Annotated in this window: 16 protein-coding genes; 9 read left to right on the top strand and 7 right to left on the bottom strand. The window is 74.6% G+C overall.

Features of this window, described 5'->3' with window-relative positions:
* Positions 1–25: 25 nt before the first annotated feature.
* Entirely contained in the window at positions 26–1411 is a 1386-nt protein-coding gene (locus QA634_RS24575) for an ActS/PrrB/RegB family redox-sensitive histidine kinase (protein ID WP_012334605.1), read from the bottom strand.
* Between the two features lie 254 nt (positions 1412–1665).
* Between QA634_RS24575 and QA634_RS24570 the strand changes: the two genes are divergently transcribed.
* A complete protein-coding gene (locus QA634_RS24570) occupies positions 1666–2940 on the top strand; it encodes a polyhydroxyalkanoate depolymerase (RefSeq protein WP_012334604.1) in 1275 nt (424 codons plus the stop codon).
* 63 nt (positions 2941–3003) lie between these two features.
* Positions 3004–3747 carry a M48 family metallopeptidase gene (locus tag QA634_RS24565; protein WP_026190433.1) on the top strand — a complete coding sequence of 248 codons (744 nt, stop codon included), beginning with the start codon at positions 3004–3006 and terminating at the stop codon, positions 3745–3747.
* A 44-nt stretch (positions 3748–3791) separates the two neighbouring features.
* Here QA634_RS24565 and QA634_RS24560 read toward each other — a convergent pair whose 3' ends face one another.
* Positions 3792–4163 (bottom strand): hypothetical protein, encoded by a 372-nt coding sequence (locus QA634_RS24560; RefSeq protein ID WP_012334602.1) that lies wholly within the window; start codon positions 4161–4163, stop codon positions 3792–3794.
* 213 nt (positions 4164–4376) lie between these two features.
* Here QA634_RS24560 and QA634_RS24555 point away from each other — a divergent pair, with 213 nt between their 5' ends.
* Genes QA634_RS24555 through QA634_RS24540 form a run of 4 tightly spaced genes read left to right on the top strand, consistent with a single transcriptional unit; the run spans position 4377 to position 9084 of the window.
* Positions 4377–4877: an invasion associated locus B family protein gene (locus QA634_RS24555; protein ID WP_012334601.1), complete on the top strand. Its 501-nt coding sequence runs from the start codon at positions 4377–4379 to the stop codon at positions 4875–4877.
* 15 nt (positions 4878–4892) lie between these two features.
* Positions 4893–5486: a hypothetical protein gene (locus QA634_RS24550; protein WP_012334600.1), complete on the top strand. Its 594-nt coding sequence runs from the start codon at positions 4893–4895 to the stop codon at positions 5484–5486.
* Positions 5487–5498: 12 nt separating this feature from the next.
* Positions 5499–7460 carry a glycosyltransferase family 2 protein gene (locus tag QA634_RS24545; protein ID WP_012334599.1) on the top strand — a complete coding sequence of 654 codons (1962 nt, stop codon included), beginning with the start codon at positions 5499–5501 and terminating at the stop codon, positions 7458–7460.
* A gap of 43 nt (positions 7461–7503) precedes the next feature.
* Positions 7504–9084 (top strand): glycosyltransferase family 2 protein, encoded by a 1581-nt coding sequence (locus QA634_RS24540; RefSeq protein ID WP_012334598.1) that lies wholly within the window; start codon positions 7504–7506, stop codon positions 9082–9084.
* Positions 9085–9144: 60 nt separating this feature from the next.
* Here QA634_RS24540 and purC read toward each other — a convergent pair whose 3' ends face one another.
* On the bottom strand, positions 9145–9939 hold the full coding sequence (gene purC, locus QA634_RS24535) for a phosphoribosylaminoimidazolesuccinocarboxamide synthase (protein ID WP_026190434.1): 795 nt from the start codon (positions 9937–9939) through the stop codon (positions 9145–9147).
* A 374-nt stretch (positions 9940–10313) separates the two neighbouring features.
* On the opposite strand from purC, the gene QA634_RS24530 reads away from it, so the two are divergent.
* Positions 10314–11099 (top strand): HpcH/HpaI aldolase family protein, encoded by a 786-nt coding sequence (locus QA634_RS24530; RefSeq protein WP_012334596.1) that lies wholly within the window; start codon positions 10314–10316, stop codon positions 11097–11099.
* 33 nt (positions 11100–11132) lie between these two features.
* Here QA634_RS24530 and QA634_RS24525 read toward each other — a convergent pair whose 3' ends face one another.
* Both QA634_RS24525 and QA634_RS24520 read right to left on the bottom strand, forming a co-directional pair.
* Positions 11133–11816 carry an alpha/beta hydrolase gene (locus tag QA634_RS24525; protein WP_012334595.1) on the bottom strand — a complete coding sequence of 228 codons (684 nt, stop codon included), beginning with the start codon at positions 11814–11816 and terminating at the stop codon, positions 11133–11135.
* Between the two features lie 94 nt (positions 11817–11910).
* A complete protein-coding gene (locus tag QA634_RS24520) occupies positions 11911–12594 on the bottom strand; it encodes a DNA-3-methyladenine glycosylase family protein (RefSeq protein ID WP_012334594.1) in 684 nt (227 codons plus the stop codon).
* A 40-nt stretch (positions 12595–12634) separates the two neighbouring features.
* On the opposite strand from QA634_RS24520, the gene gluQRS reads away from it, so the two are divergent.
* Positions 12635–13474: a tRNA glutamyl-Q(34) synthetase GluQRS gene (gluQRS, locus tag QA634_RS24515; RefSeq protein ID WP_012334593.1), complete on the top strand. Its 840-nt coding sequence runs from the start codon at positions 12635–12637 to the stop codon at positions 13472–13474.
* Between the two features lie 142 nt (positions 13475–13616).
* On the opposite strand, the gene QA634_RS24510 is transcribed toward gluQRS, so the two are convergent.
* Positions 13617–14582 carry a GlxA family transcriptional regulator gene (locus QA634_RS24510; RefSeq protein ID WP_012334592.1) on the bottom strand — a complete coding sequence of 322 codons (966 nt, stop codon included), beginning with the start codon at positions 14580–14582 and terminating at the stop codon, positions 13617–13619.
* A gap of 74 nt (positions 14583–14656) precedes the next feature.
* On the opposite strand from QA634_RS24510, the gene QA634_RS24505 reads away from it, so the two are divergent.
* Positions 14657–15334 (top strand): DJ-1/PfpI family protein, encoded by a 678-nt coding sequence (locus QA634_RS24505; RefSeq protein WP_012334591.1) that lies wholly within the window; start codon positions 14657–14659, stop codon positions 15332–15334.
* A gap of 150 nt (positions 15335–15484) precedes the next feature.
* On the opposite strand, the gene QA634_RS24500 is transcribed toward QA634_RS24505, so the two are convergent.
* Entirely contained in the window at positions 15485–17119 is a 1635-nt protein-coding gene (locus tag QA634_RS24500) for a hybrid sensor histidine kinase/response regulator (RefSeq protein ID WP_012334590.1), read from the bottom strand.
* Positions 17120–17181: the final 62 nt, after the last annotated feature.

Raw genomic sequence — 17181 nt, 5'->3', positions numbered from 1 at the left:
CTATTCGTTCAGTCTCTTCAAAACGTTATATAGGAACGTCGCGGGCCGTCGTCAGGGGGAGAGCGCCGCTCGTTCCCCCGAATTTGCGCGCCGCCACGTCCCTCTCGAAAACGTGACGCGGCCAGGCGATGCGCACCACGGCGCCGGTCGAGGGATCGGCCGCGTTGGCGAGGGCGATCTGGGCGCCCGAGCGCTCGATCAGGGTCTTGGCGATGAACAGGCCGAGCCCGAGCCCCGATCCGCCCTCCTCGCCGCTGCCCGAGCGCCCGGCGCCCCGCGTCGTGACGTAGGGCTCGCCGACCCGCAGCAGCACGTCGGGGGCGAAGCCCGGGCCGTCGTCGCGGATCTCCAGCCAGACCCGGTCCGCGCTCCAGCGCGCCTCGATGACGACGCGGCTCTCGGCGAAGTCCACCGCGTTGTCGACGATGTTCGAGAGCCCGTAGAGCACGCCGGGATTGCGCCGGCAGCGGGGCTCCGTCCCCTCGCCGCGGGTCGAGACGTCGAGGATGATCCCGAGCGCCCGCTGGGGCGCCACCAGCTCCTCTACGAGGTGGCTGAGCGAGATCGTCTCCAGGAAGCTCGACTGGTCCTCGTCCAGGGAGGTGAGCTTCGACAGGATGCCCCGGCAGCGCTCGACCTGCTCGCGCAGGAGCTTCAGGTCCTCGGCGACCGCGGGCGTGGCGGCGGGGCCGAGCGCCCGGTCGAGTTCGCTGACCACCACCGTGATGGTGGCGAGCGGCGTGCCGAGTTCGTGCGCGGCCGCCGCCGCGAGCCCGTCGAGCTGCGACAGGTGCTGCTCGCGGGCGAGGACCAGCTCGGTCGCGGCGAGCGCCTGGGCGAGCTGGCGCGCCTCCTCGGCGACCCGCCACGCGTAGACGCCCGTGAAGGCGATGCCGAGCAGGATCGCGGTCCAGACCCCCGAGACGTAGAGGAAGGGGATCTCCATCCGCTCCGCCGAGAACCACGGCAGCGGCCGGTGGACGAGGGCGAGCAGCGTCGACAGGCCGACCGCGAACAGGCCGAGGGCCAGGGTGTGGGCCGGGGGCAGGGCCGTCGCGGAGATCAGGACCGGGGCGAGGAAGAGGAGCGAGAAGGGATTCTGCAGCCCGCCGGTGAGGAACAGGAGCGCGGCGAGCTGGACGATGTCGAAGGCGAGCAGCAGCGCCGCCGACGTGTCGCTCAGCCGGTAGCTCGCCGGGAAGCGCACCCGCAGGATGAGGTTCAGCCAGGAGGAGGCCGCGATGACGAGGAAGCACCAGCCGAAGGGCAGGGGCAGGCCGAGCCCGAGATGCGCGCCCGCCACCGCGGCGCTCTGGCCCGTGATGGCGAGCCAGCGCAGGCGCACGAGCGTGTCCAGGCGCAGGTGACGCGCGTCGTGCACGAGGTCGATCGGCGAAGCCTCATTCGTCATGCCACCACGATAGCGCGCGACGGGGCTCTGCCCAGGCCCCGGCCCCCCGCGCCCCCTGCAAGATAATGCCACTTTTCCGGGCAGCCCTGCGACCAAAATGGCACAGCCCGCTTTCTTTGGTATCATATTGCACTTTGGGTCAACGGGATGCCCTTGCGTGCGCCGACCGGAACCATAACCTCTGACAGTCGGTTGGATGCGGGCGTCTCCCGCGGCGCTGCGGCGCCGCCGGATCCGAGAACGGGCGGTGCGGCATGGATCTGTCTTATTTCTTGTACGAAGCGGCGCATTGGATGCTGACGCCGGCGCGGGTCGCGGCGGACGCGACGCAGCTCGTGTTCCAGAACCCGGTGAATCCGATCTCCTACACGCCCTACGGCCGCACGGTCTCGGCGGCCTGCGAGATGTTCGAGCGCACCACCCGGCGCTACGGGAAGCCCGCCTTCGGGCTCCCGACGACGGTGGTCGAGGGCATGACGGTCGCGGTGAGCGAGCGCGTGGTCTGGGAGAAGCCCTTCTGCCGGCTCGTCGCCTTCGAGCGGGCGCTGCGCCTCCCGCCCGCCCAGGCCCAGCCGAAGGTGCTGGTCGTCGCCCCGATGTCGGGCCACTACGCGACGCTGCTGCGCGGCACCGTCGAGGCGCTGCTGCCCGGCCACGAGGTCTTCATCACCGACTGGATCGACGCCCGCATGGTGCCGCTCGAGGTCGGGCGCTTCGACCTCGACAGCTACATCGACTACCTGATCGAGATCTTCCAGCATCTCGGTCCCGACCTGCACGTGATGGCGGTGTGCCAGCCCGCGGTCCCGGTCTTCGCGGCGGTGGCCCGGATGGAGGCGGAGGGCATGCCCGGCGTGCCGACCTCCATGACCCTGATGGGCGGCCCGATCGACACCCGCCGCTCGCCGACCGCGGTGAACTGCCTCGCGGCCGAGCGCGGCATCGAGTGGTTCAAGCGCAACTGCATCACGGTCGTGCCGCCGGGCTATCCCGGCACCTGGCGCCAGGTCTATCCCGGCTTCTTCCAGCTCTCGGGCTTCATGGGCATGAACCTCGACCGTCACCTGACGGCGCACTGGGACATGTTCAAGCACCTCGTGCGCAACGACGGCGACTCGGCCGAGAAGCACCGCGAATTCTACGACGAGTACCTGTCCGTGATGGATCTCACGGCGGATTTCTACCTGCAGACGGTCGAGACGGTGTTCGTCCAGCACGCCCTGCCGAAGGGCGAGATGCGCCATCACGGTGCGCCGGTCGACCCGACGGCGATCCGCCGCTGCGCCATCATGGCGGTCGAGGGCGAGAAGGACGACATTTCCGGCGTCGGCCAGACCAAGGCGGCCCTGGACCTCACCCCGAACCTGCCGGACCCGCGCAAGCTCTACCACCTGCAGCAGGGGGTGGGGCATTACGGGGTGTTCAACGGCTCGCGCTTCCGGGCGCAGATCCTGCCGCGGATCTCCGCCTTCATGCACGAGATGCAGGGCACCACGATGGCGCCGCCGCGGCTGCTTCAGGCGAGCTGAGGCGGCGAAGGGAGCGCGACCGGCACGCTGGCAGCAGGCCCGCCGACCGCCTAGAGTGGCGCCATGCGAGTCGCGTTGCTGCGCCGGTCGGCGCCCGATCCCACTCACCTGACGGTCGCGCACGACGGAACCACCTTCCGGGTGGCGATGCGGCGGCGCGCCAGCGCCCGGCGGATCACGCTCAGGGTGTCGAGCGCGACCGGGGAGGTCGTGCTGACGCTGCCCGAGCGCACGGCGGTGTCGGTGGCCCAGCGCTTCGCCGACGCGCACGCGGACTGGGTCGCGGCCCGCGTCGCCAGGGTGCCGGCCCGGGTCGCCCTGGAGCCGGGGGCCCTGGTTCCGCTGCGGGGCGTGCCGCACCGGATCCTGCACTGGTCGCTGGCCGGGGGCGCGACGGTCGCCACCCGGGACGCCGAGGAGGCGCCGGTGATCGCGGTGGCCTGCCAGGTGCCGCATGTGGGGCGCCGGGTGCGCGACTACCTGGAAGCCGAGGCGCGCGGCGACCTGCGCGAGGCCGTGGCCCGGCATGCCCGGGCCCTCGGCCGCGGCCCGAGGCGCCTCACCGTCCGCGACACGCGCAGCCGCTGGGGCTCCTGCTCGGCGAGCGGGCACCTCAACTTCTCCTGGCGGCTGATCCTGGCGCCGCCCTTCGTGCTCGACTACCTCGCCGCCCACGAGGTGGCCCATCTCGCGGAGATGAACCACTCGGACCGCTTCTGGTCCCTGCTCGACCGCCTCTACCCCCGCGTCGAGGAGGCCGAGCGCTGGCTCAAGCGGCACGGGACCGAGCTGCACCGCTACGGGTGAGGGGGAGGCGCCTCGGCGAAACCGCCCCCGGCGCCGCGCCGGGCTCAGCCCCTGCTGCGCACCACCACCCGCGTGACCGCCGGCCAGGTCGGGCGCGGATCGACCTGGCCCGGGGCGAGGGTGCGCGGCGCGATCGCGTCGCAGACCTCGCGCTGCCGGATGATCACCACGCCGGCCTCGTCGTGGCGGCGGATCACGCCGCCCTCGCGGCAGAAGCCGGCGATCGCGGCCGAGCGGGAGGCGCGCCGCCCGCGCGGGTTGCGCTGCACCGGCGGGTGCTCGATCGTCAGCGGGCCGTAGCGGTTGACCGAGCGCTCGACGTAGGTGGTCTCCTCCATCGGCAGGGGCTCGGCCCGCGCCGCGAGCGGGGCGAGGAGCAGCAGGGCGAGGGAGACGGCACTCAGGGGCGGGCGCATCGGCGGTCCTTCGGTCGGACGGATCCCGGCAAATCTAGGGCCGAGCCGGCCCGGGAGGAAGCCGTTCCGCGGCGACCGGGACGGGTCGCGGCCCGCCTGTGTCTTCGGGGCCGTGACGCGGCGTCGCTTGACAGCCACGACTCCCCGTGGTCGGAAGCCGCGGGTCGTGGCGCTCGACGGGGGCGCTGGAAGGAGCCGGCGAGGGTGCGAGACATGGTGCGACGGGCCGTACTCCTGGCGGCCCTCCTGCTCGCGGCGGGCCTCCCGGCCGGCCGGGCCGCCGCCCAGGGTGCGGTCAAGCAGACCTTCGAGGATTGGCAGCTGCGCTGCGAGACGCCCGCCGGCGCCAAGGCCGAGCAATGCGCCCTCGTCCAGTACGTCGCCGCCGAGGACCGGCCGAACCTCACCCTCGCGGTCATCGTGCTGAGGACGGCCGACAACCGCGGCACCCTGCTGCGCGTGGTGGCGCCCCTCGGCATCCTGCTTCCCTCCGGCCTCGGCCTGAAGATCGATCAGGCCGATATCGGCCGCACCCTGTTCGTGCGTTGCCTGACCACCGGCTGCGTCGCCGAGGTGGTGATGGACGAGAACCTGATCCGGCAGCTCAAGACCGGCCAGCAGGCCACCTTCATCGTCTTCCAGACGCCCGAGGAGGGCGTGGGCATCCCGCTCTCGCTCAAGGGCTTCGCGGCCGGGTTCGACAAGCTGCAATAGCCGGGAGCCGCCATCGTGACAGCAGGCACATCCCTGAGAGGCTGCGCGGTCCTGCTCTGCGCCGTCGCCCTGGCCGGGCCGGCCGCGGCCCAGGAGGATGACGGGAGCAACCCGCTCCTCAACATCTTCCGCTACGGCGGCACCACCAAGCCGCCCGAGGCGCCGGCGAACCCCGACGACGTCTATTGCCCGATCATCGACATCACCGAGGGCGGCTCCTCGATCCAGTCGGGCACGGGGACCGGCATCCGCCACCAGATCTCCCTGGCGCAGGTGAGCCGCGAATGCGGCCCCGGGCCGGGCGGCTCCGTCCTGGTCAAGGTCGGCGTCCAGGGACGGGTGCTCCTCGGCCCGGCCGGCGCGCCGGGGCGGTTCGAGGCGCCCGTGACCGTCACGGTCAAGCAGGGCGGCACCGTCTTCGCCCGCCGCACCCGGCGGGCGAGCGTGACGATCCCGGCAGGCGCCGCCAGCGCGAGCTTCGCCGTCGTGGAGGACGGCATCACGGTGCCGGCCCGCGCGGCGAACGAGTTCGAGATCGAGGTCGGGCTCGGCGGCGCGGGCAAGCCCGCCAAGCGCGGCCGCGGGGCCGGCTCCGCACCGGCGGGCTGAGCCGCCGGCCACGTGTCCCCGCCCCCTGTTCGCCTCGAACCCCACGACGACCCCGATTTCGCGCGCCGCCTGGTCCTGCCGGGCGCGCCCGGCGGGCGCTGGCTCTCGCTCACCTACGCGGCCGACCGCTTCGCCCCGGCGCCGCGGCCGATGCTGCGCTTCCTCGGCCCCGACCCGTCGGAGGCGCTGCTGCCCGGGCCGGTGCTCGGCCGCGCCGCGTGGCTCGGGCCGGTGCCGCCGGGCACGACGGCGATCCTGCTCGCCGCCCCGCCCGCGGGGTTCCGGGTCGAGGCGGCGCGGCTCCTCGGGCTCCCGGCCGTGCTCGCCCGCGCGGCGCGGCGGCGGCCCGCGACCCTCGCGGTCGCGCTGCTCCGCGCCGCCCAGCGCGACGGGCGGCGCTTCCGCAACACCCTGCGCATCGCCGCGGCGGTGACGCCGCTCTCCGCCTACCCGGCCTGGCGGGCCGAGCGCGCCCGGCCCTTCGAGCCCGCCCTCGACCGCCTCGTCCCGGTGCCGCGGCGGATCGGCCTCCTGCTCGCGGCCGCGCCCGGCGAGGAGGCCGCGCTGCGCGCGAGCCTGTCCTCGCTCCTCGCCCAGAGCCACCGCGACTGGCGCCTCGCCCTGTCCTGGCGCGGCGCGCCGCCGGCCGGGCTGCCGCGCGATCCCCGGATCGGCGAGGGCGCGGCCTTCCCGGAGGAGGTCGAGGCCGTGGGCCTCCTGCACCCGGGCGACGTGCTCGCCCCGGACGCCCTCGCCCAGCTCGCCCGCGCCCTCGACGGCGCCGACCTCGCCTACGCGGACGAGGAGGTCGAGACGCCCTCCGGCCTCGCGCCGCGCCTGAAGCCGGCCTGGAGCCCCGACCTCGCCCTCGCGACCGGCTATCCGGGCCGGCCGATGCTGCTCGCCCGCGACCTCCTCGCGCGCTGCGGCTGGGAGGAGGCGCAGGGGACGCGCGCGCTGGCCCCCGCCGCCTTCCTGGCCGTCGCGCCCGAGCGGGTGCGCCACGTCCCCCGCATCCTGTGCCGCCGGCCGGCCGGCCCCGAGGCGGCGGAGCCCGGATTGCTGCGCGAGGCGTTGCGGCGCGCCGGCTCCCCCGCCCGGGTGCGCGAGGAGGGCGGCGCCCCCGATCTGCTCTGGCCGCTCCCCGATCCGCCGCCCCTCGCCTCGGTGGTGATCCCGACCCGGGACCGGCCGGACCTGATCCGCACCGCCGTGCGCGGCGTGCTGGAGGAGACCGATTACCCGGCCCTCGACCTCGTCCTCGTCGATAACGGCTCGGTCGATCCCGCCGTCCACGCCTTCTACGCGGACCTGTCGGGCGATCCCCGGGTGCGCCGGATCGACCGGCCCGGCCCCTTCAACTTCTCCAGCCTGGTCAATGCCGGGGTGGCGGCCGCGCGCGGCAGCGTCGTGGTGCTCCTCAACAACGACGTGGCGGTGCGCGACCCGCGCTGGCTCGCCGAGATGGTCCGCCTCGCCGTGCGGCCCGGGATCGGCGCCGTCGGGGCCAAGCTCCTCTACGGCAACGGGCGCCTGCAGCATGCCGGCGTGGTCGTCGGCCTCGGCGGGCGGGCCGGCCACACGCTGCGCAACCGGCCCGCCGACACGCCCGGCCATCTCGGGCGGCTCCGCGTGACCCACGAGGTGGCGGGCGTCACCGCGGCCTGCCTCGCGGTGACGCGCGCCGGTTTCGAGCGGGTCGGCGGATTCGACGAGGCCGCCTTCGCGGTCGATTTCAACGACATCGACTTCTGCCTGCGCCTGCGGGAGGCGGGGTTGCGCAACCTCTGGTGCCCGCACGCGGTGCTCGACCACCACGAATCGGTGAGCCGCGGCCCCTCGGTCGGGCCGGCGCGGGCGCGGTTCGAGGCGGAGGCGGCCCGCTTCACGGCGCGCTGGCGGGCGGTCATCCGCGACGACCCGTACTATCATCCGGCCTTCTCGGTCACGACCTTCGGGGAGGATCTGGAGTGAGGAAGGCCCGCTCTCCCCGGACCGGGGCGCCGGGGCGGCCCGCGTGACGCGCGCGCGCCGCTTCCCCCCATCCCCGGCCCTCGACGCCCTGCGCTTCGCCGAGCCGCTGCGCGGCTCCGGGCGGGACGCCCTCGCGGCGCTGCCGGGGCTGCTGGCGCACCCGCGCGAGGCCCTCGCCATCGGCTGGGCGTGGCTCACGGGCAAGCGCGTGCGCGCCCGCAACCGCGCCGCCGCGCTCCTCGGGGCGCACCCGCGCCTGCGCCCGCGCCCCGTCGCGGGCGCGCCCGCCGCGCGGGCGGCCGCGCCCGCCGGGCACGGCCCGGTGATCCTGTGCCCGGAGGGGCATTGCCTCGCGGAGGGGGCCGCCGCCGCGGTCGCCGAGGCCTTCGCGAGCGATCCGGGCCTGAGGGCCCTCTACGGCGACGCGCTGGTGCTCGGCCCCGGGGACCGCCCGCTGCTGCCGCTGCTGCGGCCCGCCTTCGACCCCGACTTCCTGCTCGCGGTCGATTACGTCGGCCCGGTCGTCGCCCTGCGCGACGCGGTGCGGGGGGAGGCGGGCGACGACGTCCCGGCGCTCCTGCTGCGGCTGCACGATCGGCACGGCCCCGGCGCCGTCCGCCACCTGCCCCGCGTGCTCTCCCTGTGGCGGCCCTTCGCGGCCGCCTCCGGCGACGCCTCCCGCCAAGCCCGCCGGGCGCTCGCCCGCGCCCGCGCGCCGGAGGCGGGGATCGAGACCGGGCCGTGCGGCGTGCTGACCCTGCGCCGCCCGCTTCCCGAGCCGCCGCTCGTGAGCCTGATCGTGCCGACCCGCGACCGCCTCGACCTCCTGCGCACCTGCCTCGACAGCCTGCGCGCCCGCACGGACTGGCCGGCCCTCGACATCATCGTCTGCGACAACGACAGCCGCGAGCCCGAGACCCTCGCCTATCTGCGGGCGCTGGAGGAGGCGGGCGCGGCCCGGGTGCTGCCCTGCCCGGGGCCGTTCAACTTCGCGGCGATGAACAACCGGGCCGCCGGGATCGCCCGCGGGCGGCTCCTCGGCTTCGTCAACAACGACGTCGAGGCGTTCCGGCCGGACTGGCTGCGGCGGATGGCCGAGGAGGCGCTGCGGCCGGAGGTGGGCGCGGTCGGGGCGAAGCTCCTCGACGCGGCCGGCCGCGTCCAGCACGGCGGCATCGTGCTCGGCACGGGCGGGCTCGTCACCCACGCCCATCGCCACTTCCCCGGGGACGCGCCGGGCTACCTGCACCGCCTCGCCGCGACCCACCGGGTCGCCGCCGTGACGGCCGCCTGCCTCGTGGTCGAGGCGCGCAAATTCGCCGAGGTCGGCGGCTTCGACGAGGCAGCCTTCGCGGTCGATTTCAACGACGTCGACCTCTGCCTGCGCCTCGACCGGGCGGGCTACCGCACCCTGATCGTGCCCGGCGCGGTGCTGCACCACCGGGAGGCGGCGAGCCGGCGCTGGACGCCGGAGGCCGCGCGGCGCCACGCCGCCGAGGTCGCCTCCCTGCGGGCGCGCTGGGGGGCGGCGCTCGCCGCCGATCCCTGGTACCATCCGGCCTTCGACCCGCAGGCCCCGACCTACACGCGGCTGCGCCCCGCGCCCGGCGCCGGCCCCCGCTGAACGCGAAGCGGGGCCGCCCGAGGGGCGGCCCCGCTCCGGATCGCCGATGCTCGCCGTCGCCTACTGGACGAGGCGGGGACCGCCGCTCTGCACCTTCTCGTTCTCGCCCAGGATGCCGAGGCGGCGCGCCACCTCCGAATAGGCCTCGATCAGGCCGCCCAGATCCTTGCGGAAGCGGTCCTTGTCGAGCTTGTCCTGGCTCTTGATGTCCCAGAGGCGGCACGAATCGGGGGAGATCTCGTCGGCGACGACGATCCGCATCAGGTCGCCTTCCCAGAGCCGGCCCGTCTCCATCTTGAAGTCGACGAGGCGGATGCCGACGCCGAGGAACAGGCCGGACAGGAAGTCGTTGACCCGGATGGCCAGGGCCATGATGTCGTCGATCTCCTGAGGCGTCGCCCAGCCGAACGCCGTGATGTGCTCCTCCGACACCATCGGGTCGTTGAGCTGGTCGTTCTTGTAGTAGAACTCGATGATCGAGCGCGGGAGCTGCGTGCCTTCTTCCAGGCCGAGCCGCGTCGCCAGGGATCCGGCCGCGACGTTGCGCACCACGACTTCGAGCGGAATGATCTCGACTTCGCGGATCAGCTGCTCGCGCATATTCAGGCGGCGGATGAAATGAGTCGGCACGCCGATGTCGTTGAGATGCTGAAACACGAACTCGGAGATCCGGTTGTTCAGCACGCCCTTGCCATCGATCACCTCGTGCTTCTTAGCGTTGAAGGCGGTCGCATCATCCTTGAAGTGCTGGATGAGCGTGCCCGGCTCCGGTCCCTCGTAGAGGACCTTCGCCTTGCCCTCGTAGATGCGACGGCGGCGGTTCATAGGCGTGTACCGTGGTTTGAGGAAATCCATGGGGCCGTGGCTCCAAAAAACGTGTGAGGCCCGCGGCGCGGCGACCCGAAACCAGGTCGGGCCGGGGACGCATTGTCCCGGCAGCCGGTCGCAAAGTACCCGAAGCGGGAAGGCAGCACAACGCATCGACCGGGCCGCGACTCTGCGGCCGGTCTGCGGGTTCGCTGCCGGCGGAGAGGGGGCCGCCGTCCCTGGCGTGCGCTGCAATCTCCGGGATGTGGTCCCGGGCGCCGCGTCTGTCAAGAATCGCCGGATGTCGCGGCGGATCAAGCCGCGGCGCGGGCGGGCGCCCGGCCTCGACGGGGCGGGCGGGGCAATCGTAAGCTCGCCGCCGGACCGGCCCGGAGCGGCGGGCGGCGCAGGGGAGGAACGGCATGGCGGAACGGGGTGGGGCGGTGGCGGCGCTCGCGGCGCGGATGCGGGAGGGCACGCCCCTCGTCTCCGCCTGGTGCGGGATCCCCGAGCCGGCCGTGGCCGGGCTCCTCGCGGCGGAGCCCGGCTTCGACGCGATCACGCTCGACATGCAGCACGGCGGCTTCGACGAGGCGGCGGTCGCGCGCACGGTTCCGCTCGTGGCAGCCCGCGGCAAGCCGACCCTGGCGCGGGTGCCGGTGGCGGCCTTCAACACGGTGTCGCGGGTGCTCGACGCGGGCGTCTCGGCGGTGATCGCCCCGATGGTGAACAGCGCCGAGGAGGCGGCCATGCTCGCCACCTTCGCCAAGTACCCGCCGCTCGGCGCGCGCAGCTGGGGACCGCTGCCGGCCCTCGCCCTGTCGGGTCTCGGGGGCGATCACTACCTCAAGGAGGCGAACGGCTTCTGCCTGACGCTGGCGATGGTCGAGACCCGCGAGGCCCTGGACGCGGTGGACGCGATCCTGGCGGTCGAGGGCATCGACGGCATCTTCATCGGCCCCTCCGACCTCTCGATCGCGCTCTCGGGCGGCGCCGCCCTCGATCCGGGCGGCAGCGTGGTGCGCGCGGCCCTCGACCACGCCAAGGCGCGGGCGCGCGCGGCCGGCAAGCGGATCGGCGTCTACGCCCATTCGCCGGCCCGCGGGCGCGAGAACGTGCAGGAGGGCTTCGACCTCGTCGCGCTGATGGGCGACGGGGCGCTGCTGCGGCTCGGCGCCCAGGCGGCGCTCAAGGAGGTGCGGGGGTGAGACGGGCGGGGACCGGGACTTCCCGCGTCCTCCCTACCTTCCGGCGAAGCCGCTCGCGAGGAACAGCCCCGCATGCTGCAGGGCGCCCTCGTCGATGCCGTGCCCCGTGCCCGCCGAGAGGTGCCACTCCACCGGCACCTCCGCGGCCGCCAGGAGATCGGCCGAGAGGAAGAGCGCCTCGACGGGGATCACCTCGTCCTGGTCGCCGTGGACCAGCAGGATCGGCGGCACGGAGCGGATCGCGGGCTTGAGGCTCTCGGGACCCAGGCTCTCGCTACCCTTGCCCTCCTCGATCACCAGCATGCCCGACAGGCCGACCACGGCGGCGAGGCGGCGCGGCCGGCGCAGCCCCACATGCAGCGCCATCATGCAGCCCTGGCTGAATCCGACCAGGGCGAGGCGGCTCTCGTCGAGCCCGGCCCGCGCGAGTTCGGCGTCCAGGAAGGCGTCGAGGGTGGGCGCCGCCCGGTTCACCCCGCGCCAGCGCTCGTGCGGGTCCCGGAAGGTGAGGGAGAACCATTGCCGGCCGAAGCCCTGGATGCAGGGCTCGGGCGCGTGCGGCGACACGAAGGCGGCGTCCGGCAGCAGCGGCTGCCACGCGTGGGCGAGGTCGATCAGGTCGTTGCCGTCCGCGCCGAAGCCGTGCAGCAGGACCACGAGCTGGCGCGGCGCCCGGCCGGAGCGGGGAGGCAGGCGCGGGCCGGTGAGCGTCGTCATGGTGGCACCTCGGGAGCAGGAGCGCGCCGTCGCGCGTCAGGTGGTGACCGGCGCGCCGTCGCGCGTCGGGTGGTGACCGGCGCGCCGCGGCGCCTCAGGGAGCGAGGGGCGCGCCGTCGCGCGCCTTGGCCACGCGGTAATACGCCCAGAGCACCTTGGCGGCGACCCCGCGCCAGGGCCGCCACGCCTGCGCCCGCGCGGCGAGCGCCGCGGCACTCGGGCGCGCGTCGAGCCCCTCCGCCAGCCGCGCCGCCTCCTGGAGCGCGAGGTCGCCCGCCGGGAAGGCGTCCGGGTGGCCGAGGCAGAACAGCAGGTAGACGTCCGCGGTCCAGGGCCCGATGCCGCGCACCGCCACCATCCGGCGATGCGCCTCGTCGGCCGGCAGGGTGTGGAGCGCGGGGAGCGGCAGGTCGCCCGCCGCGACCGCCTCCGCCACCGCCCGCAGGGTGCGGATCTTCGGCCCGGACAGGCCGGCGGCCCTGAGGTCCGCCTCGGCCGCCGCCGCGACGGTCTCGGGGGTCACGTCCCGCAGCAGCGCCCTGAGCCGGCCCCAGATCGCGCCCGCGCTCGCCGTCGAGAGCTGCTGGGCCACGATGATGCCGGCGAGCCCCTCGTAGCCCGGCGGGCGCTTGCGCAGGGGCGGGGTCGCCCCCTCCGCCACGAGGCGCGCCATCAGCGGGTCGCACCGGGTCAGCGCCGCGACCCCCTCCCGCAGCACGGCCTCCGAGTCGAGGAGCCGCGTCGGCGGCCCGCCGGCATCGACGCGGGGGCCCGCCATCCCCATCTCAGGCTCACGCTCGACCCGCCCCATCGCGCCCGTGTCCCCTCCGGTCTTCCGCTTCGCCCCGAGCCCCAACGGCCGGCTGCATCTCGGTCACGCCTACTCGGCCCTGCTCAACGCCGCCCTCGCGGCGCGGATGCGCGGCCGCCTGATCCTGCGGATCGAGGACATCGATGTCACGCGCTGCCGGCCGGAGCTCGCGGCCGCGACGATCGAGGATCTGCGCTGGCTCGGCCTCCCCTTCGAGGAGCCGGTCCGGCGCCAATCGGCGCATTTCGCCGAGTACGCGGCCGCCCTCGCGCGCCTGCGCGCCCGCTCCCTGGTCTATCCCTGCTTCTGCACGCGCCGGGAGGTGGCGGGAACGAGCACGGGGCGCGATCCCGACGGCGCGCCGCTCTATCCGGGCACCTGCCGCGGGCGCCCGGACGCGGCGGCACGGATCGCCGCCGGCGAGCCCCATGCCTGGCGCCTCGACATGGCGCGCGCCCGCGCCGCCTGCCCGGAGCCGCTCCTCGTCGCGAGCTTCGACCCGGAGGGCGCGGTGACGCACCGCGAGGCGCGGCCGGAGCGCTGGGGCGACGCGGTCCTCGCCCGCAAGGACGTGCCGGCGAGCTACCACCTCGCGGTGGTCCACGACGACGCCCTCCAGGGCGTGACCCACGTGGTGCGGGGCGCCGATCTCGACGCGGCCACCGACCTGCACCGCCTGCTCCAGGCGCTGCTCGGCCTGCCGGCGCCCCTCTACCACCATCACGGGCTGATCCTCGATCCGGAGGGCGGCAAGCTCGCCAAGTCGCGCGGCTCCGAGCCGCTCGCGTCCCTGCGGGCGCGGGGCGCGACGCCGCAGGGCTTGCGCGCGCGGCTCGGCCTCGCCTGAGGCGGGCGCGTCGTACGACATCCGATCGGTTGCGTCGCCATCTCCCATTTCGGCCATCCGGATGTCGGCTTCGCTCAGGCGCCGCGCTCAGGCGCCGCGCAGGCGCGTGATCCGGGATCCGCTTGAGCAAGCGGATCCCGGATCAGGCGGACGGCCCGGCGAAGCGCTCCCGGTAGGTCCGGGGCGCGGTGCCGAGCACCCGCAGGAAGCCGCGCCGCATCGTCTCCTCGGAGCCGAAGCCGCAGCGCGCCGCCGCCCGGGCGACCGGCGCGCCCTGCTCCAGCAGGCGCCGGGCCGCCTCGACCCGGATCGCCTCGACGGCGCGGGCGGGGGTGCGGCCGGTCGCCTGCCGGTAGTGGCGCGAGAAGCTGCGGGCGCTCATCCCCGCCCGGGCGGCGAGGACCGGCAGGGAGAGGTCGCCGCGCAGGTGGCCGGCGATCCAGGCATGCAGCCCGTCGAAGCGGCCCGGCTCGGCCTGGAGGGCCAGCACGGTGCTGAACTGCGCCTGCCCGCCGGGGCGCTTGAGGAACACGACGAGGCGCCGGGCGACCGCGAGGGCCGCCGCCCGGCCGAGATCCTCCTCGACCATCGCGAGGGCGAGATCGATTCCCGCCGTGACGCCGGCCGAGGTCCAGACGGCGCCGTCCCGCACGAAGATCGGATCGGGATCGAGCCGCACCCGCGGGAAGCGCTCGGCGAAGAGGCCGCAATGGTCCCAATGCGTGACGGCCCGGCGCCCGTCGAGGAGCCCGGCCGCGGCGAGCACGAAGGCCCCGGTGCAGACCGAGGCGGTGCGGGCGGCCGCCGCGGCGCGCTGCCGGACGAAGGCGAGCATCGCCGGGTCGCGGCTCACGGCCTCGACCCCGCGGCCGCCGGCCACCACGAGCGTGTCGAGGGGGGCGTCGGCCCGGGGCAGCGGGGCCGCGACCAGGCCCAGGCCCGCCGAGGCCGTCACGCAGGGTTCGCGGGCGACCACGACGGGATCGTAGGGCCGGTCAGGCCCGGCCTCGTCGTTGGCGGAGGCGAAGACCTGGAGCGGCCCGGCGACGTCGAGGAGCTGGACGTCCGGGAAGGCCAGGATCTCGACGCGGCGTCGCGGGATTGGCATGATTGGAGGGATGAATGGCGCCTGCGCCAGATCCTGGCCCGGCAAGATCGCGAGCGTCAACCGGGAGCCCCGCCATGCCCCTGCGCTTCGGAATCCTCGCCTTCCCCGCCGTCCAGCAGCTCGACCTGACCGGTCCCTACGAGGTCTTCGCCTCGGCGGGCGACGCGGAGGTCCACCTGCTCTGGAAGGATCGCCGGCCCCTGACCTCCGCCACGGGCCTGATCCTCGCGCCGACGACGACCCTTGCGGAATGTCCGGCCCTCGACGTGCTCTGCGTGCCGGGCGGGGCGGGCGTGAACGCGCTCCTGGAGGATGCGGAGGTGATCGGCTTCCTGCGCGACCGGGCCGCGGGGGCGCGCTTCGTGACCTCCGTCTGCACCGGGGCGCTGGTCCTCGGCGCGGCCGGGCTCCTCGCCGGCAAGCGGGCCACCACGCACTGGAACGCCCTCGATCTCCTGGCGCATTTCGGCGCGACGCCGGTCGAGGCGCGGATCGTGCGGGACGGGTCCCTCATCACCGCGGGCGGCGTCACGGCGGGGATCGATTTCGGTCTCGCACTGGTGGCGGCCCTGCGCGGCCGGGACCAGGCGGAGGCGATCCAGCTCGCCCTCGAATACGCGCCGGCGCCGCCCTTCTCGGCCGGAACGCCGCGGGAGGCCCCGCCGGAGATCGTCGCCCTCGTCCGGGACAGGCTCTCCGGATCGCGGGCGGCCCGCGAGGCGATCCTGGCCCGACTGCCGCGGATCGGCTGATCCGCTGTCCGGACGATCACGTCCGGGACGCGCATGACGCGCCCGCGCGGCGCCTGAGCGAAGCCGAAATGCCAAGCCCGCGCGGTGCCTGAGCGAAGCCGACATCCGCATGGTGACGCGATCCGTCGGATGTCGGATGACCGGCCCGCGTCAGCTCACCCCGTTCGGGCCGTCCAGCACGGCCCGCACGCGGCGCACCAGGTCGAGGCGGCGATAGGGCTTGTTGATCACCTCGAACTCGCTGCCCCCGACATCGGTGCGCTCCAGGCTCGCCTCCGCGTAGCCGGTGGTGAGCAGCACCTTGAGCCGGGGCTGGCGGCGGCGGGCCTCCCGGGCCAGCACCACGCCGTTCATGCCCCCCGGCATGATCAGGTCGGAGAACAGCAGGTCGACCCGGCGGTGGCCGTCGAGCACGTCGAGGGCCTCGCGCCCGTTGGCGGCCGTCAGGACCGTGTAGCCGAAATCCTGCAGGATGGTGCGCGCGAGTTCGGCCACGTCCTGGCGGTCGTCGACGATCAGGATCGTCTCGGTGCCGGGGCGCTCGGTCCCCCGCAGGCGCACCGGCGCCGGGCGCTCGTCCTCGCCGGCGGCCGGGAACATCAGCCGCACCCGGGTGCCCTCGCCGACCCGCGACTCGATCTGGAGGGTGCCGCCCGACTGCTTGGCGAAGCCGTAGACCATCGACAGGCCGAGGCCGGTGCCGCGCCCCTCCTCCTTGGTGGTGAAGAACGGCTCCGTCACCCGGGCGAGCACCTCGGGCGGCATGCCGGTGCCGGTATCCGTGATGCTGATCGCGACGAAGCGGCCGGCCGGGGGCAGGCCGGGGCCGATCTCGTCGGGGCCGATCTCGCGGTTCTCCGTGCGGATCGTGACCGTGCCGCCGGACGGCATCGCGTCGCGGGCGTTGATCAGCACGTTGAGGAGCGCGACCTCGGTCTGGGTCGGGTCGAGCCGGGCGTTGCGCAGCTCGGGGGCCAGCTCGGTGACGACCGTGACCGCGTCGCCGAGGGTGCGGTTGGCGAGGTCGCGCATGCCCTCGACGAGGCCGTTGAGGTTGACGGTGCGCCCCTCCAGGCGCTGCTTGCGGGCGAAGGCGAGGAGCTGCTGGGTCAGCGTCGTCGCCCGGTCGGCGGCGCCGCGGATGTTCTCCGCCGCCCGCAGCAGCCGGCCGGGATCCGGCCGCGGATGGGCGAGCCCCGCCTGCATGATGTCGGCGTAGCCGACCACCACCTGCAGCAGGTTGTTGAAATCGTGCGCGATGCCCCCGGTCAGCTGGCCGAGCGCCTTCATCTTCTGCGCCTGCCGCAGGGCGTCCTCGGCGTCGCGGCGGCGCGAGACGTCGAGCTGCGAGCCGAAGAAGTACACGAGGTCGCCCGCGTCGTTGTAGACCGGCGAGACGAACAGCGCGTTCCAGAAGGAGGAGCCGTTCTTGCGGTAATTCAGGATCTCGGTCGAGATCTCGCGCCGCTCCTTGATGGCGCGCCGCACCTCCGCGATCGTCTGCGGGTCGGTCTCGGGACCCTGCAGGAAGCGGCAATTGCGGCCGATCAGTTCGGACGGGTCGTAGCCCGTCAGGGCCCGGAAGGCCTGGTTGGCGAAGATGATCGGGTTGTCGGGCTGGCGCGGGTCGGTGACGATCATCGGCATCCGGGTCGTCTCGACCGCGGCGAAGAAGATGTCGCTGCGGTGATCCGCGACCTCGCCGGACGCGCCGTCCTGGACGGTCGGGCCGTCCTTCACGGTCGGTGCGCGTCCGGGCGGCGGCAGCTCGGGCGTCGTCGTCATCGCGGTCTCGGTGGCTCCCGGTGCCGTGCGGTGCGTTCCCCAGAGGACGGAAGCGCGCCTGT

Origin of the sequence: Methylobacterium sp. CB376, from assembly GCF_029714205.1 — a bacterium.
In the GTDB taxonomy this organism is placed as follows: domain Bacteria; phylum Pseudomonadota; class Alphaproteobacteria; order Rhizobiales; family Beijerinckiaceae; genus Methylobacterium.
This window is presented reverse-complemented; position numbering and strand designations above follow the sequence as displayed.

What these genes read in the sequence shown, in the direction of transcription:
- QA634_RS24500 (WP_012334590.1), bottom strand. Translation starts at nt 17,119, where the DNA reads ATGACGACGACGCCCGAGCTGCCGCCGCCCGGACGCGCACCGACCGTG.
- QA634_RS24510 (WP_012334592.1), bottom strand. Translation starts at nt 14,582, where the DNA reads ATGCCAATCCCGCGACGCCGCGTCGAGATCCTGGCCTTCCCGGACGTC.
- purC (WP_026190434.1), bottom strand. Translation starts at nt 9,939, where the DNA reads ATGGATTTCCTCAAACCACGGTACACGCCTATGAACCGCCGCCGTCGC.
- QA634_RS24570 (WP_012334604.1), top strand. Translation starts at nt 1,666, where the DNA reads ATGGATCTGTCTTATTTCTTGTACGAAGCGGCGCATTGGATGCTGACG.
- QA634_RS24505 (WP_012334591.1), top strand. Translation starts at nt 14,657, where the DNA reads ATGCCCCTGCGCTTCGGAATCCTCGCCTTCCCCGCCGTCCAGCAGCTC.
- QA634_RS24525 (WP_012334595.1), bottom strand. Translation starts at nt 11,816, where the DNA reads ATGACGACGCTCACCGGCCCGCGCCTGCCTCCCCGCTCCGGCCGGGCG.
- QA634_RS24560 (WP_012334602.1), bottom strand. Translation starts at nt 4,163, where the DNA reads ATGCGCCCGCCCCTGAGTGCCGTCTCCCTCGCCCTGCTGCTCCTCGCC.
- QA634_RS24530 (WP_012334596.1), top strand. Translation starts at nt 10,314, where the DNA reads ATGGCGGAACGGGGTGGGGCGGTGGCGGCGCTCGCGGCGCGGATGCGG.
- QA634_RS24575 (WP_012334605.1), bottom strand. Translation starts at nt 1,411, where the DNA reads ATGACGAATGAGGCTTCGCCGATCGACCTCGTGCACGACGCGCGTCAC.
- QA634_RS24520 (WP_012334594.1), bottom strand. Translation starts at nt 12,594, where the DNA reads ATGGCGGGCCCCCGCGTCGATGCCGGCGGGCCGCCGACGCGGCTCCTC.
- QA634_RS24555 (WP_012334601.1), top strand. Translation starts at nt 4,377, where the DNA reads ATGGTGCGACGGGCCGTACTCCTGGCGGCCCTCCTGCTCGCGGCGGGC.
- QA634_RS24565 (WP_026190433.1), top strand. Translation starts at nt 3,004, where the DNA reads ATGCGAGTCGCGTTGCTGCGCCGGTCGGCGCCCGATCCCACTCACCTG.